Origin of the sequence: Lactobacillus kullabergensis (assembly GCF_000967195.1) — a bacterium.
GTDB classification, from domain to species: Bacteria; Bacillota; Bacilli; order Lactobacillales; family Lactobacillaceae; genus Lactobacillus; species Lactobacillus kullabergensis.
Genome location: NZ_KQ033871.1, coordinates 870,193 through 885,735, shown reverse-complemented (window position 1 = coordinate 885,735; position 15,543 = coordinate 870,193). Strand labels below are relative to the sequence as shown.

Annotated in this window: 14 protein-coding genes; 5 read left to right on the top strand and 9 right to left on the bottom strand. The window is 34.7% G+C overall.

What is annotated here, in order from left to right; translation table 11 throughout:
- Positions 1–55 precede the first annotated feature (55 nt).
- The 9 genes from holA to typA all read right to left on the bottom strand — a co-directional run bounded on the left by holA (position 56) and on the right by typA (position 9,630).
- Positions 56–1,042, bottom strand: coding sequence for a DNA polymerase III subunit delta (gene holA, locus JF76_RS04695; RefSeq protein ID WP_045928028.1), 987 nt, complete (start codon positions 1,040–1,042; stop codon positions 56–58).
- Complete coding sequence (locus JF76_RS04690) at positions 1,039–3,342, bottom strand: DNA internalization-related competence protein ComEC/Rec2 (protein WP_379854321.1); 2,304 nt, start codon at positions 3,340–3,342, stop codon at positions 1,039–1,041. Before JF76_RS04690 ends, holA begins: the two co-directional genes overlap by 4 nt.
- The gene (locus JF76_RS04685) at positions 3,296–4,021 is read right to left on the bottom strand and encodes a ComEA family DNA-binding protein (protein WP_045928026.1); all 726 of its coding nucleotides are present in this window, start codon (positions 4,019–4,021) and stop codon (positions 3,296–3,298) included. The genes JF76_RS04690 and JF76_RS04685 overlap by 47 nt, the downstream gene beginning before the upstream one ends.
- Before the next feature lie 66 nt (positions 4,022–4,087).
- A complete protein-coding gene (locus JF76_RS04680) occupies positions 4,088–5,134 on the bottom strand; it encodes a SepM family pheromone-processing serine protease (protein WP_045928025.1) in 1,047 nt (348 codons plus the stop codon).
- Positions 5,127–5,621: a pantetheine-phosphate adenylyltransferase gene (coaD, locus tag JF76_RS04675; protein WP_045928024.1), complete on the bottom strand. Its 495-nt coding sequence runs from the start codon at positions 5,619–5,621 to the stop codon at positions 5,127–5,129. Before coaD ends, JF76_RS04680 begins: the two co-directional genes overlap by 8 nt.
- Complete coding sequence (rsmD, locus tag JF76_RS04670; protein ID WP_045928023.1) at positions 5,621–6,172, bottom strand: 16S rRNA (guanine(966)-N(2))-methyltransferase RsmD; 552 nt, start codon at positions 6,170–6,172, stop codon at positions 5,621–5,623. Before rsmD ends, coaD begins: the two co-directional genes overlap by 1 nt.
- The gene (locus JF76_RS04665) at positions 6,169–6,510 is read right to left on the bottom strand and encodes a DUF2129 domain-containing protein (protein WP_045928022.1); all 342 of its coding nucleotides are present in this window, start codon (positions 6,508–6,510) and stop codon (positions 6,169–6,171) included. Before JF76_RS04665 ends, rsmD begins: the two co-directional genes overlap by 4 nt.
- Positions 6,500–7,687, bottom strand: coding sequence for an FtsW/RodA/SpoVE family cell cycle protein (locus JF76_RS04660; RefSeq protein WP_045928021.1), 1,188 nt, complete (start codon positions 7,685–7,687; stop codon positions 6,500–6,502). Before JF76_RS04660 ends, JF76_RS04665 begins: the two co-directional genes overlap by 11 nt.
- 101 nt (positions 7,688–7,788) lie before the next feature.
- A complete protein-coding gene (gene typA, locus JF76_RS04655; RefSeq protein WP_045928020.1) occupies positions 7,789–9,630 on the bottom strand; it encodes a translational GTPase TypA in 1,842 nt (613 codons plus the stop codon).
- A gap of 254 nt (positions 9,631–9,884) precedes the next feature.
- Here typA and def point away from each other — a divergent pair, with 254 nt between their 5' ends.
- The 5 genes from def to JF76_RS04630 all read left to right on the top strand — a co-directional run bounded on the left by def (position 9,885) and on the right by JF76_RS04630 (position 15,459).
- The gene (gene def, locus JF76_RS04650) at positions 9,885–10,439 is read left to right on the top strand and encodes a peptide deformylase (RefSeq protein ID WP_045928019.1); all 555 of its coding nucleotides are present in this window, start codon (positions 9,885–9,887) and stop codon (positions 10,437–10,439) included.
- Positions 10,440–10,616: 177 nt separating this feature from the next.
- The gene (locus JF76_RS04645; protein WP_034979341.1) at positions 10,617–10,841 is read left to right on the top strand and encodes a DNA-dependent RNA polymerase subunit epsilon; all 225 of its coding nucleotides are present in this window, start codon (positions 10,617–10,619) and stop codon (positions 10,839–10,841) included.
- A 5-nt stretch (positions 10,842–10,846) separates the two neighbouring features.
- Positions 10,847–12,526 (top strand): ribonuclease J1, encoded by a 1,680-nt coding sequence (gene rnjA, locus JF76_RS04640; RefSeq protein ID WP_045928018.1) that lies wholly within the window; start codon positions 10,847–10,849, stop codon positions 12,524–12,526.
- 46 nt (positions 12,527–12,572) lie between these two features.
- Complete coding sequence (locus JF76_RS04635; RefSeq protein WP_045928017.1) at positions 12,573–13,523, top strand: diacylglycerol/lipid kinase family protein; 951 nt, start codon at positions 12,573–12,575, stop codon at positions 13,521–13,523.
- Positions 13,524–13,689: 166 nt separating this feature from the next.
- A complete protein-coding gene (locus tag JF76_RS04630; protein WP_045928016.1) occupies positions 13,690–15,459 on the top strand; it encodes an oligopeptide ABC transporter substrate-binding protein in 1,770 nt (589 codons plus the stop codon).
- Positions 15,460–15,543 lie beyond the last annotated feature (84 nt).

Sequence of the window (15,543 nt, the reverse complement as noted above, 5' to 3'; positions counted from 1 at the left end):
AATAAATAAAAAGACAGAAATGAAATCATTTCTGTCTTTTTGTTTCTATCAAAATTCATACACTGAGAATAAAAAGTTTTAAGAAATCGTCTTCTCGGTATTGACCACTCTTATAATTAAAATCCAACTTAATTGCCTGCTTTAGTAATCTTGCTATCTTATCTGACGATACTCTATTTTTTAGAGCTAATTTAACGCGGTAGGGATGAACACCCAGCGTTTTTACAATTTCAGGTTCACTGCGACCTCTCTCTTTAAGAACCTTAACAATCAAAATCATTTCCAACTGATTTTCAAATACGGCAAGAATCTGTATTGGATTGTTGCCGTTGTGCAGTTGATTACTTAGCCTTGTCAAAGCTTCCTGGTAATTGTTATTTAACGCTGAATCCAATATGGCAAAAATATTTTGTGCTAATGACAAATCAACATTTTTTTCGACTAATTCAGTTGTGATTTTTCTGTTATCTGTAATCATTTTCAGCTTATTATAATTACTCAAAACAGTATCTACCACTTGATCGCTGCGTTCTAATAAAAGATTTAAAGCAGGGCTTGTAATTTGATACCCCTCCATAGAAATCAAATTTCTGATAAATTTACTCAATTCATAAGGTCGAATTTTAGTTTCAACAACATTAAAATGATTTGTAATAAGCTTTGTTATTTTCTTTCGTCGATCAATTTTTTCATATGAAGAAACAATTACTAAAATATCATCTAGTTCCGTAATATTCTCAAAAATATTTTGCAGTTTTGAAATTTGCTTTTGAAATTTCTTAGGGACTTTTGCTGTTAGAAAAAATGGATTTTTAATTGTTATTACCTTTTTCTGGCTGAAAAGACTCGATTCAGTGAGATCAGCAATTAATTCATCTAATCCTTCTGAATCGCAATCAACATAAATTTTCTCATATTCTGACATTTTTTTCTCATGAATATATGAATCAGCAATATATTCGTTTAAGAAAGCGTCGTTTCCACTAATCAGGGTATGAGCAATTTTCGTATTAGAACCTTTAAATAAAGAAAGTAATGTCATTTTTTTATCACCGGTAAAAATCTCTTAAATTTGGGCCTCGTAAAAGCACCATAAGTCCAAGTAATCATACCACAGTCTTGAGTCGATGCCCACGGAATATGTTGAGCCTGCAAAGTTTCAATTGTCTCTATGTGAGGATGACCAAAACGATTCTTGCGACCAGCAGAAATAAAAACTCTTTCTGGATGTAAAGCTTTTAGGAATTCTTTATTTGAAGCAGTACGACTACCATGATGACCTAGCTTGAAGTAATTAACATGCAAATGATATTGATTCATGATCTCCAACTCTCCTTCTTGGCCTAAATCACCAGTAAAAAGCCATCTTTTGCCGGCCAGTTTAAATGTTAAAGAAAGAGAATCTTCATTTTTTCCTAAGCCTGGCTTAAAAGGATAAACAGTCTGAAAAGATAGTTGAGAGTCATTAACTTCATTCCCTGCTAACAATTGTATAATTTGGTCTTTCTTGATTTTTCCAGTGATTCTTTTTTGAAAAGAAGGATTTTGAATTAATCCTCGCGCCACATATAAATTTTCTACTTTAATTTGATTCAAAAGTGGCTTCAAATCACCTACATGATCTGCATCTTGGTGTGTAATAAATATCCCATTAATTTTGCTTATACCTTGAGCTTTCAAAAATGGGAGAGTAATTTTCTTAACCTGCGGATTTATTTTTTTGCCGTTGAAATTAAGTTTTCCACCGACATCTATTAAATAAACTTTTCTAAAAAACGGAGTGGAAATAAAAATGCTGTCTCCTTGGCCAACGTCAATGAAAGTTACTTGACCTTGAAGTGGAAAATGAATGGTCAAAAAAACCAATCCATATATAAATAAAAGACATACTATAAATCTTTTTATTATTTTTTTACAGTTTGGTTTTTCATTTATCCAAATCAATATAATAGACGTCAGAATTAATAAAAAAAGACATTGCCACCAGTTTATTTTGCCAAATGTTAAAAGGCCAATTTTACTGTTAGAAATTTGTGCAATTTGTTTTTCTCCAAGTTCAAGTATTCTTTCAAATAAAAAACTGCATTTTGGATTAATTTTAAAGATCAGCAAGTTCAAAAAAGTTAAAGGCATCACGACCCAGTTGAAATATGGCACAATTAACAGATTAAAAAAAACAGTTAATATATTAAATTGAAAAAAGTAAAATAAAAGCAATGGCAGTAAGAGATTATTTAAAGAAAATGACTGCTTAAATTTAGTCATGTGATTAGTCATTTCCAGACCCAGGGCTAAAATATAGCTTAAAACTGCGCCAGTGCTCATCATTAAACGAGGATTGATTATTAGGTGCAAAATTGCAGTTAGTCCAAGTAAATCACTTTTGTTAATTTGTAATTTTTTTATAGAAAATAGTTGACCCAAAATATAGGTCAAACTTGCTCTGATAAAACCAACTTGACTATTACTGAGAAAAATCCCTACCAGTAAAATAAGCAAACAAAAAACAAAGGTCTCGCCTTCTGTTAATTTTAAAAAATAACAAAATTTACTGATTAGTAAGGTATAAATACCAACATGCAGACCAGAAATACTCAAGATGTGTATTACGCCAAGGTCACGATAATTATTCAGAATTGTTTGAAATCTCCGACTTGGATTTTCACCTAGGATCAGTTCACTACTAAAAAAAGATAAAATTGGTGGCATTTGCTGAAAAAATTTTTTTAAATGGAATCGCAAAAAATGCAAATAGTTCCAAATGCCACCCTTGTCAATTTTAATTCTATAGCTTTTTAGTTTGACTTCTTGAGAAATGTTTTTATATCGATAAAATTTTTGCAAGTCAAATTGTCCATAGTTAGAAGCCGGTTCAATCGGATTTACATCACCAGATAAACAATAAAGTTTAACTCTGTACCCTGATTTTATTTGTTGTATCTGTCTTGAGTTTATTCTCCCAGAGACTTTTACTTTGCCTTTTTCTACTTGACCATCAACTGTGAACCAATCGTCAAAAATATCAATTTGATCAGGGTAAAAAACTATTTGAGATCTTGGACTGATTACAAAGGCAGTTTGCTTTTTATCGAAGCAAGTTGCAAAAAAAGCTATAAAAAGTATTACAAGAGAAAACCATCTTAAAGAATTAAACTTATAAAAAAGCAAATATGAGAGATAAGCGGCTATTAAAAAAGAACATGACTTTTGAATTAAGGTATCGCATTGATAGTATAAAAAACTTAAATCTATCAGTAATAATGCTAATGCAAGAAGGAACCCTGGTTTTAAAACATCAAACTTCCAATTGGTCTTTAAGTGCCACAAATGTTTTTTCCCCAATTCCAGATACCTGCTTCAGTTCTTCTATGGATTTAAATTGGCCACTCTTTTGACGATAAGCAATAATTTGCTGTGCTTTTTTCTCTCCAATACCATTAAGCTGCTGTAGTTGTTGTGCATTTGCGGTATTGATGTTTACTTTATTGCCTGCAGTCGTTTGACCACTATTTTTGTCATTAAATTCACTAGAAACCGGGTCAGATGAATTAGATGAAACCGATTCTACCACTTGCTCTGTCTTTATTTTTTCTCCTATATAAGGAATATGAATCTTATCCTGATCTTTCAATATCAAAGCTCGGTTAACCCTTTTCAACTGAGCGTTGCTTTTAATACCTCCTGCTGCAGCGATCAGCTCATTCAATCGTGCTCCATTTTTTAGTGTATATACTCCTTGATGTTTAACCGCACCTGATATGTCACACGTGATATTTTTAGGCTTATCTTTAACGGTTTCTTCTGTTTTTATTTCCTTTGAGTTAGTTTTACCAGTCAAGTTGTCAGTGTTGTCTTTTTTACTTTGCAAAAACTCAGTGTTTTCATCATCGAAATCACTTAAATTTTCGTTGGATCCTGACTTCTTAATCTCAATTAAAAAAACTGCCATTAGACATGCCAATCCAATGAAAAAATACTTTTTGTGCTTATCAATAAAAGTTTTTATTTTTTCCCAATCCATTTTCTCAACTCCTATTTTTAAGTACGCAAAAAAGCCCAAAAACTTTTGGACTTTTATTAATTTCTATTAGTATTTTTCATGTAAATAATGAAGTGCGTCATCAAATGTGCGTACAGGAACAATTTTCATTTTTGTTCCTATTTGCTTGGCTGTCTTTTTAGCAAGTAGATAATTACTTGCACTTTTCTTCATCCCCGCTGTATCAACAGGTGCAAAAAAGACCTCAGCACCAGCACGATCAGCAGCCACAACTTTTTTATCGACACCACCAATCATACCTACTTTTCCTGACGGACTAATTGTCCCAGTTCCAGCAATTTTATGACCTTCAGCTAAGTGCTTGCCGGAAAAAACTTCATAACTTGTTAAAGTGAACATTAACCCGGCAGATGGTCCTCCTATTGCACCAGCATTAATTGTAACTTTTGGCTTTGTTTCGACCTGTACATGCTCCACCAACTGTATTCCGATGCCAGGTTTGCCTGTACCTTTGACCTTGACAATTTTTCCTTTAAAATTGATTTTTTTCTGTTCTCGCACAACATTAATTATAGTTTTAGAACCTAACTGCTTTTTTTGAAAATAACTGATCATTTCTTCTGTTGAGTGAAATTTATGACCATCAGCACCTAAAACTGTATCCCCGATTTGCAATTTGCCTTTAAAGCTTGAGCCTTTTAGTACCTGCATAACGTAAACACCCTTATAGTGGAGTTTAGGTTTTAGTCCAGCCTTTTTGGCCGCATAATATATAGCATTTTGTTGACTAGTTTGCATATACCAATTTTGTAATTCTTGGTATTGACTACTGCTTGAACCACCCAACAACTCAGTTTTTGGAATACGACTAGCATGTTTTTGGGTAAAACTAAAAAGGTATTCCCATACTGTTGCCGGCTGACTTGTTTCACTGACTGTCACTAAATAAAAATTACTTGGCGGCTTAACGTTGCTTTTTACAAATTGACCAATTGAAACAGCACTGCCTGGCATTTCAATATAGTAATTGGTTGGCCAGTTTAAGCCAATAAAAACCAGAAAAAATGCCAAAATAATAAATAGCCATTTTCGAGCTTTTGAAAACTTCTTGAGTGGTTTCTTTTCATTATTCATGTTTGTTATAACCTATTTTTTCTTTTAAAGCCTGTGCTGCTTTAGTCGGCAAAAAGCTAGCAAAATCACCATTAAACTGCGCAATTTCTTTTATAATACTGGACGCAACAAAGCTATTTTCTGGCTCAGTAAAAAGCAAAACGGTACTTATGTCACTTGCCATTTTTTTATTCATTTCTGCAATCTGCTGTTCAAATAAAAAATCTGTGGTATTTCTTACGCCACGCACAATTGTATTTGCGCCCAAATCGCGTGCAACGTTAACAGTAAGCTGGTTAGGCTTTAGCAACACTTGAACATTTTTCAGATCTTTAACAGCATCATTAATCAAGTCTTCTCTTTCTTCATTTGTGAAAAGATATTTTTTAGCCGTATTGACCATCACCACTACGTAAACTTTATCAAATATCGCAGCAGCCTGATTAATTATATCAACGTGCCCTTTAGTAATAGGGTCAAAACTTCCTGGAAATATTGCGACACTCATTAATATTCCTTTCGATAAAAACGAACAATAGTTTTACCTAAATGTTTTTCCTTAATTAGCTGAAAACTACTACTTGTTTTTAAATTTGTTTGATCATTGGTTTCAGCCACCACTACTGCACCACTGTTTAACAGTTCTAGGTCAACCATTTTTGCCATATCGTCTGCAATTCTTTGTTTAGCATAAGGTGGATCTAAGAAAACAAGATCAAATTTTTGTTTTTCTTCGGCAAATTTACTTAAAGCTGCATTGCTAGACATTTTATATACTGCAAAACGTTCAGGATCCTTTGTCAAAGCAACGTTTTTATGAATGATGTTAACGGCCTGATAATTTATATCTACTATTGTTGCGTGAGAGCATCCTCGAGAAACGGCCTCAATTGCCAGTGCGCCACTTCCCCCGTATAAATCCAAAACTTCTCCACCATTAAAAAATTGACCTAATGAATTAAACAGAGATTCTTTAACCTTATCACTAGTTGGTCTTGTTTTCTGGCTTTTCAACGTAAATAAATTGCGTCTGGCGTATTTTCCGGAAATAATTCTCATAATATTTGTTCTGTATCTTCCTGACGTTCCTGCAATGTTTTTTCGGCTTTTTTGGCTAAATCTCTAATTTGATTTTCAATATGATCACTGGACAGATCAATTTGATTCCAATTTGATTTTTCTACTTTTTCAACAAAATCAAGTGAATTCAAGTCGTGGCAAACTTGTTCAATTTCTTTTTTATTTACATACATAATACAATAAGCAAATTTCTTTGAAAAATAAACAATATCGCCATATCGTCTCAATTTGTACTGATCACTAATTGAATTTAGAAAAACAATAAGACTCTGTCTTTGAATAATATTTTTATTTGCTAAATCCTGTTCAATGCTCATTTGCAAACCTTTCTTCATTTTTAATTCGTTCATTTGCTGAAATATTCAAAACGATGCCAATAGCTGCCGACAAAATTATTAAAGACGATCCACCATAAGAAATAAACGGTAAAGTTACCCCTGTTATAGGCAACAATCCAAGCACAGCACCCACATTAAAAACTGTCTGCGTAAAAATAATGGTAGCCACTCCAAAACATACTAAGGCATTAAATTGTGAACTGGCATGAATACCAACTTCCATAATACTCCATATTAAATAAAAAATTAGGCCTGTCACAACTAGAGCACCAATAACCCCTATTTCTTCTGCAATTACTGCTAAAATGAAGTCTGTATAAGGCTCAGGCAAATATCCTCTTTTTTGCATGCTGTTACCCAGACCTACACCAAACAAGCCACCATTATGAATAGCATAATATGAATTAACCAGTTGTGCTCCGCCTTTTTGCTCCAGTTCAAATGGGTGAAGAAAAGAAAGAAAACGACGGTACTGGTACTTATTTTGCAGAAATTCAGGATTCCATTTAATAATCAGGAAAACGAGCAGGTATACTCCAACTGCAATTCCAATAAGACATAAAACTGCGTTTTTTGCAGGCACACCAGAAACTGAGAACATGACAATGACGATCATTGCCAAAACAGCGGTACCTCCAAAATCAGGTTCGAGAATTACCAAAAACATCATAAAAGCAGCTAAAATTGCTGGTCTGGATAAATTTTGAATAATTTGCCCTTTCTTAAAAGACCCATCATGTCGATCTAAAAAATAAGCTAAATAGATTATTAGGGATAATTTGGCAATTTCTAAAGGCTGAATTTTTATTATTTTTAAATCAATCCAACCTACAGAACCATTGACGGCAGCATCAGAACCTTTGAAAATTTTCAAGCAAATCAAATAAAAAAGTAATAAAATGCTGATCCCAAGAAACCAAACGACAAACTTCCGACTTTTGAAAATATAGAGTTTTAAAAAAAAGCAGAGAGCACAGAAAATAAAAACCGCAAAAAAAGCGTACACGGCTTGGCGAATACCGTAAACTGCCGGATTAAACCCATTTACAAGCAAGATATCCGAGCTAGCAGAATAGACCATCACTATTCCAAAGACCACTAACAAGATATAGGGCAAAAAAATATTGTAATTTAAATGGTGAAGTTTTTGCCGCACTAGCCGACCTCTCCTTCTGTAATAAATTAACCTTTATTATAAGCATTATAAAACAAAAAGGGCACCACTTCATCAGTGAGTGCCCTTCTTAAAAAAATTATTTATTTTTTATTGCGTCTTTTATCTGCTTTTTGTCTTTCAGAAGTATTTAAAATTTTCTTTCTTAATCTGATTGAATCAGGAGTTACTTCACAATATTCATCATCATTTAAGAATTCAATAGCTTCTTCAAGAGTTAAAGTCTTAGGAGTTCTAATTGCAGCAGCGTGATCTTTCCCAGCAGCACGAGTATTGGTTAAATTTTTACCTTTGATAACATTAACAGCAATATCACGATCTCTTGATGACTGGCCTACAATCATTCCCTCATAAACTTCAACACCTGCACCAATAAACAATTCACCTCGTTGTTCAACTGTTTGCAAAGAATACGTGGTTGATTTGCCCTGACTAATGGAAACTAAAGCACCATTTTGACGACCCGGTTCCCAATTCTTAACAACGGGTTTATACGAATCAAAACTATGGTTCATAATGCCGTATCCACCGGTTTGGGACATAAATTCATTGTTATAACCAATAAGCCCACGTGAAGGAACTAAAAAGTCAAGCCGAGTTTGATTGTTACCTGTGGACGCCATGTTTTTCATTTCTCCTTTTCTTTGAGAAAGTGAATCAATGACAGAACCAACATACTCGTCAGGAGTATCCACTTGAACAGCTTCAAATGGTTCACACATTTTACCATCAATTTCACGGTAAATAACCTTTGGTCTCGATAATTGCAATTCAAAACCTTCACGACGCATTTCTTCAACCAAAATTGAAAGGTGAAGCTCACCACGACCTGAAACAGTCCAAGCATTTAACTGATCTGTAGGCTCAACTTTTAAGGATACATCAGTTCGGGTTTGCTTAATTAAACGATCTTCCAACTTCTTTGGCGTTACTTTGTCACCTTCACGACCGGAAAATGGTGAATCATTAGCAACAAAATCCATTTGCAGTGTAGGTGGATCAATCTTAAGAAGAGGTAAAGCCTCTGGATTTTCAGCCGAAGCAATAGTTTCACCAACAAAAATATCGTTAATTCCGCTAATGGCAATAATATCGCCTGCTTTTGCCTCAGTGATTTCATTACGCTTCAACCCAAAGAAACCGAACAGTTTGGTAACCCTAAAGTTCTGAGTAGAACCATCACGTTTCATAACAGTGATATTATCGCCAACTTTAACTCGCCCGCGATAAATCCGACCAACACCTATACGGCCAACATAGTCATCCCAGTCAAGCATTGTAATTTGAAATTGCAAAGGATCATCAGAATTATCGATTGGTGCAGGAATAGATTTAATAATAGTGTCAAAAATAGGATTCATGGTTTCTTCCTGTTTTGACGGATCAGGATCATAAGAAGTAGTACCATTTAAAGCTGAAGCGTAAACAACTGGGAAGTCAAGCTGCTCATCGTTTGCTCCTAATTCAATAAATAATTCAAGAACTTCGTCAAGAACCTCTTTAGGACGTGCGCCAGGACGATCAATTTTATTGATGACTACAATTGGCTTTACTCCTGCTTCTAATGCCTTCTTAAGTACGAAACGAGTTTGTGGCATAGTGCCTTCATAAGCATCAACCAATAATAAAGCACCGTCTACCATATGCATGATTCTCTCAACTTCGCCACCGAAATCGGCATGTCCCGGAGTATCCAAAATATTAATAGTAGTATCACCATATTTAACCGCAGTGTTTTTAGATAAAATAGTTATACCACGTTCACGTTCAATATCATTTGAATCCATTGCACGATCTTCCAAAGCCATGTGTTCAGGGAGAGTGTCGGATTGTTTCAACAATTGGTTAACCAAAGTAGTTTTACCATGGTCAACGTGCGCTATGATAGCTATATTCCTAATATCGTTTCTTCTTTTTTCTGACAAAAGTATTCCTCCTCCACTCCTCAATAAAAAAACTGTGACGTGGTCACAGTTTCGGCGGCACGTCAAAAACATGCTGATCGAAGTGTTTCATATCTGTATATTTACGCTCATTGATTTTACCACCTAACTGTTTAAGGGTCAACGTTTATCCCTCTTTTTCAAATTAAAAATTTAGTATAGAATAAAAAGCAGACAAATTAGTTTATTTTATGTTACAAATATAGCTATAAACTTTTATGAAAGAGTGAATGTAATTGATTTTAATGAAAGATATTACCCGTGACGGTAACCCAGTATTGCGCAAAGTAGCTAAACCACTAACTTTTCCGTTAAGCGAACACTATCAAAATTTGGCTAAAGAAATGATGGAATATCTAGTTAATTCGCAAGATCCAAAAATCGCAGAAAAACATCAATTGCGTGCCGGCGTAGGTTTAGCTGCCCCACAAGTTGGTGAAAGCGTTCAAATGGCCTCCTTACTGGTACCAAATGACAAGGGCGATATTGTTTTTAAGGAAACTTTTGTCAATCCTGAAATTTTATCCGAATCCGTGAGACAAGCTTGCTTAAGTGAAGGTGAAGGATGCCTGAGTGTAGACAAGGTAATCGATGGTTATGTGCCTCGTCCTGATAAATTAAAAATTCATTATTATACTGTAGCTGGTGAAGAAAAAACTATTCGCTTAAAAGACTACCCAGCAATTGTTGCATCTCATGAAATCGAACATTTACGGGGACATCTTTTTTATGACCGAATCAATAAGCAAGATCCATTTAAATTGGCTGAAGATACTATAGTCATTTATTAATTTAATTAAAAAGATTTTTGGCCGTCATTTTATTGCTTTGACGGTTTTTTTAATAAAGCCGGCAAAACTTGATTCTATACTTGTTTTTGCATGTATGGTAGAATTTTACTAGCTATTGGATACTTTATGTTATCCAAAATTAGAACGTTTTATTAACTGAATAAGGAGAATACAAATATGATCTACAAAGTTTTGTATCAAAAAGACAAGGTTGTCAATCCTAGACGGGAAACAACCCAAACTCTTTATCTTGAGGCCGACAACATGGTGGCCGCAAGAACAATGGTTGAGGAAAATACCCCCTATAATATTGAACTCATCCAAGAATTGGCTGGCAATTCGTTAACTTACGAAAAAGAGCACGCCGATTTTAAATTAACCACTTTTGAGAGTAAGAAGTAGTCTCTGTGCGTATTAAAAATAATGAAGTTGCTGTAGTTGCAATCGGGGGGTTGCACGAAATTGGCAAAAATATGTACTGTGTACAATATCAAGACGAAATCATTATCATGGATTGTGGTATTAAGTTTCCTGAGGATGACCTCCTTGGTATTAATTATGTGATTTCTGATTATTCTTATTTGATAAAAAATCGCAAAAAAATTAAAGCTCTAGTTGTCAGTCACGGACATGAAGACCACATTGGCGGGATCCCCTTCTTACTTGAAAAGATTCCGGAAATTCCGGTATATGCCACACCTTTCGCGCTTGCTTTAATCAAAGGAAAACTTGAAGAACACGGCATTCTGAGGACTACAGAATTACATGAAGAACACGAAGACACTGTTCTTAAATTCAAGAAGTTGACGGTTACTTTCTTCAGAACAACTCACTCGATTCCTGACACTTTAGGTATAGCCGTACATACCCCACTTGGTGCAGTCGTATTTACAGGAGATTTTAAATTTGATTTAACGCCTGTAATGAACCAACCTGCTCCAGATTTTCAAAAAATGGCTCAATTAGGCAATGAAGGAGTTTTGGCACTACTATCAGATTCGACTAATGCTGAAGTCAGCCAATTTACTAAGTCTGAACGTTTTGTTGCTAAATCCTTACATGACATTATTACTGGGATACATGGAAGAATAATTTTTGCAACTTTCGCATCTAACCTCTATCGTGTTTCAACTGCTATCCAAGCAGCCAAAGATACAGGTCGCAAAGTCGCAATTTTCGGGCGTAGTATGGAAAACGGAGTGCAAAATGGCATTGATCTAGGCTATTTAAATGTACCTGACGGCTTAATTGTTGATGCTAACGAAATAAACCATACTCCTGCAGAAGAAGTTATGATTTTATGTACCGGATCTCAAGGTGAACCTTTAGCTGCTCTTTCAAGAATAGCTAATGGCACGCACCGACAAATTAGTTTACAGCCTGGTGACACGGTTATATTTTCATCAAACCCAATTCCTGGAAATACTTTGAGCGTTAACCATTTAATTAATAAATTAATGGAGGGTGGCGCTAGCGTTGTTCACGGCCGAATCAATAATGTTCATACTTCAGGTCATGGTGGCCAAGAAGAACTAAAAATGATGGTTCGCTTAACTAAACCCAAATATATGATTCCTGTTCACGGCGAATACCGCATGCAAGTCATCCACACTGAACTGGCTCAAGCAGCTGGAGTCCCTGCTGATAATACTTTCGTTTTAGAAAATGGTGAAGTTGTTTGTTTTGGTCCAGAGGGTTCAAGAATAGCCGGTCATATTCCAGCAGGTGACGTATACGTTGATACTTCAGGCACAGCTGATGTTGGTAATGTAGTTGTTCATGATCGCCAGGTTTTATCTGAAGATGGACTTGTTGTCGTTGTCGCTACAGTCGATTACAAGCACAAGCGCGTCTTAGCAGGGCCTGATGTCTTAAGTCGGGGATTTGTCTATATGCGCGAATCTACTGAACTAATCAATCAGGCTCAGAAACATATTTACCATATTATTAAATCAGAAATGGACAAAATGGATCATCCTAAAGACAGCGTAATTCGCAATGCAATTATTGCTAATCTTTCTGATTTCCTGTATTCTAAAACTAAAAGACGGCCGATGATTTTACCAATGTTAGTTGAGAAAAAATAAGCAAAAGCCCATTTTACAGGGCTTTTTTATATAATGAATAGTATATATGAATAACAAATTAAAAATACATCTTTTGGTTAATGAAGTAGCTGGCAATGGTCACGCTAAAAAAGTTCTTGAGCAAACAAAATCTATACTAATTAATGAAAATATAAATTTTGACCTTAAAAAAAGCAATTATGCTGGAGAAGCAATTCGTATAGCGCAGGATTATGGTAATCAAAGACATTTGCCAAATGAAGTTCTTTTAGTTATTGGCGGTGACGGATCGCTCAATGAGGTTCTTAACGGAATTAAGTGGTCAAGCAATCCGAATACACCTATTGGTTACTTACCGGCTGGAACTGGCAATGATTTCGCTCGTGCAGCTAGTTTAACTGATGATCCCCAAATTCTTTTAGAGCATTTCAAAAAAGGCTTTAAACCAGATTTAATTGATTGTGGTTCTTTTATTTTTCCAGATATCGCTATTGATAAAAAATATTATTTTGCAAACAGCTTTGGTATCGGTTTTGATGCATTTGTAAACCACAATAGTAATATATCTAAACTTAAAAAACTATTAAACCGACTTAACGAAGGAAAACTAATTTACGGTTATAATGTTCTAGCCACTGTTACGAAACAGGACACATTTGGTGTTGAAATTGAACGAGAAGGTCACAAAATTTATTTTGATGACGCTTTTATGGTTACCACTACTAATCATCCGTACCTGGGTGGCGGCCTTCCTCTTTTACCCAGTGCTAAAATTGACAATCACAAAATTGATACCGTTGTAGTAGAAAAATTTAGCCTGGCAAAACTGGTAAAATTATTTATTAATCTTCTTAAAGACGGCTCACACGTTAATGATCCACAGTTTCACTATTTTGAAGCCGAAAAGATTAAAGTCACTACTACAAAAAAAGAATTCGCTCAAGTTGATGGCGAAGAAATAAAAAGAAATTCTTTTAATATTGAGTTTTCTGTTTCAAGTTTTAACTTATTGCGTTAAAAAAATATAAATTAAAGGAGCTATGCCTTAACTGCTTAGCTCCTTTTTCATCGAAATTATATTAAAAAATTAATTTTTATTTATTATATTTAAAATGTATCTTTAATGTGGTATCATTTGATGTGTTAAATCATCATAAACTAGTACTCATAAGGGATGAAGAATCATGAAAAAAAGCAATGTTTTAAGCTCTATTGGTATTTTGGCGGCTACAGCTCTAGCCCTCACGGCCTGCGGTAAAAGCGGCAATAATCAAGAAAATAGCGCAAAAGAAGCAAGCAAATTTCCTGCAAAAATGCCTTCAAAACCAACGAAACAAGGCGGTACTGTGAGAGTAGCATTACAGACTGATACACCATTCACAGGTATTTTTTCTGATCAATTACAAGTAACTGCTACAGATGCTGACATCTCCTCTCCTGGTTCGGAATCCTTATTCGATACAGATGATAATTACCGTTTCACTAATAAAGGGCCTGCAACCCTAAAGATTAATAATAAAAATAAGACAATTACAATTGTAGTTAAAAAAGGAGTTAGATGGTCAGATGGTCGACAGGTCACGGCCAAGGATGTGGAATACCCATATGAAATATTATCTAATAAAGGTACTGATTCACAAAGGTATTCCAGCCAGTTTGAACTTATTAAAGGCTTAAAAGAATACCATGAAGGAAAAGCTAAATCTATTTCAGGCATTGAAATGCCTGATGGTGAAAATGGCAGAAGAGTCATTTTACACTTTAAGCAATTAAAACCAGGTATGTACAATAGTGGAAATGGATATTTTTCAGAATATACAGCTCCTTATCATTACTTAAAAGATGTCCCTTTTAACAAATTACAGTCATCTAATAAGATTAGGAAAAAGCCTTTGTATTTCGGTGCCTATAAGTTAGAAAAATTAGTTCGTGGACAATCAGCTGTTTGGGTGCCAAACAAATATTATTGGCGTGGTAAACCCAAGCTAGATAGAATTATTTATCAGGTGATTTCTCCTAACTCATCATCGCAATCAATAAAGAGTCATAAATTCGACGTCATCAATGTTGTGAATTCCCAATGGGATGAAGTAAAGCATACTAAAAAAGTTAAGTTTATAGCAGAAGTCCCTCTTTCATACTGGTTCATTGGCTTTAAATTAGGTAAATGGGATGCCAAACACAATAAGAGCATTATGAATCACAATAGCAAAATGAACAATACGTCTTTACGCAGAGCAATTGGTTATGCGATGAATGTTGATGAGGTCACTAAACATTATACTCATGGACTAACTTTTCATATAACCACCCTAATTCCACCTCAATTTGGTGACTATTTCAATAAAAATGTTAAGGGTTATGATTATAATTTAAAAAAGGCCAACGCTATTCTTGATAAAGCCGGATATAAGAAAAAAGGTAAATGGCGTGTACAACCTAATGGCAAACCTTTAAAGATTACATTTATGGCCAAAGCTGGTGATCCAACGCAAGGTCCAATTATACAAAATTATATCCAGCAATGGCATAAAATAGGACTAAATGTTAATTTATTAAATGGGCGATTGACGGAAACAAATTCATTTTACGACAAACTTAACAAAGATGACCCTCAGGTTGATATGTTTGAAACTGGTTGGTATATGTCTACTGAACCATCACAGGATGGAATGTATGGTGACAGCACCGCAGCAAACTATGATCGTTTCGTGACACCAGAAAATACTAAACTGCTTAAGGAAATGGATTCACAAAAAGCTTTTGATCATAAATACCGTGTTAAAGTCTTTCATGACTGGCAACAGTATATTTTTGATAAAGCTTATATGATTCCAACAGTTAACTCATACAAAATTAGAGCAATCAACGACCACATTTCAGGTTATTCCCTTAAACCATCTGAAAATAATAATGGGCATGTCCTATGGTATAAAGTCGGATACATTAAATAAATTTAAAAAGGATGTGTCTGGGAAAAAACTAGTTCCCAGACCACGAAAAAAGAACGATGATTTCCTTACGGATTTCATCGTTCT

Bases quoted from the DNA above. Each gene is read 5' to 3' on its own strand.
- holA (WP_045928028.1), bottom strand. From the start codon at position 1,042: ATGACATTACTTTCTTTATTTAAAGGTTCTAATACGAAAATTGCTCAT.
- JF76_RS04685 (WP_045928026.1), bottom strand. From the start codon at position 4,021: ATGGATTGGGAAAAAATAAAAACTTTTATTGATAAGCACAAAAAGTAT.
- JF76_RS04680 (WP_045928025.1), bottom strand. From the start codon at position 5,134: ATGAATAATGAAAAGAAACCACTCAAGAAGTTTTCAAAAGCTCGAAAA.
- coaD (WP_045928024.1), bottom strand. From the start codon at position 5,621: ATGAGTGTCGCAATATTTCCAGGAAGTTTTGACCCTATTACTAAAGGG.
- rsmD (WP_045928023.1), bottom strand. From the start codon at position 6,172: ATGAGAATTATTTCCGGAAAATACGCCAGACGCAATTTATTTACGTTG.
- JF76_RS04665 (WP_045928022.1), bottom strand. From the start codon at position 6,510: ATGAGCATTGAACAGGATTTAGCAAATAAAAATATTATTCAAAGACAG.
- JF76_RS04645 (WP_034979341.1), top strand. From the start codon at position 10,617: ATGATCTACAAAGTTTTGTATCAAAAAGACAAGGTTGTCAATCCTAGA.
- JF76_RS04635 (WP_045928017.1), top strand. From the start codon at position 12,573: ATGAATAACAAATTAAAAATACATCTTTTGGTTAATGAAGTAGCTGGC.
- JF76_RS04630 (WP_045928016.1), top strand. From the start codon at position 13,690: ATGAAAAAAAGCAATGTTTTAAGCTCTATTGGTATTTTGGCGGCTACA.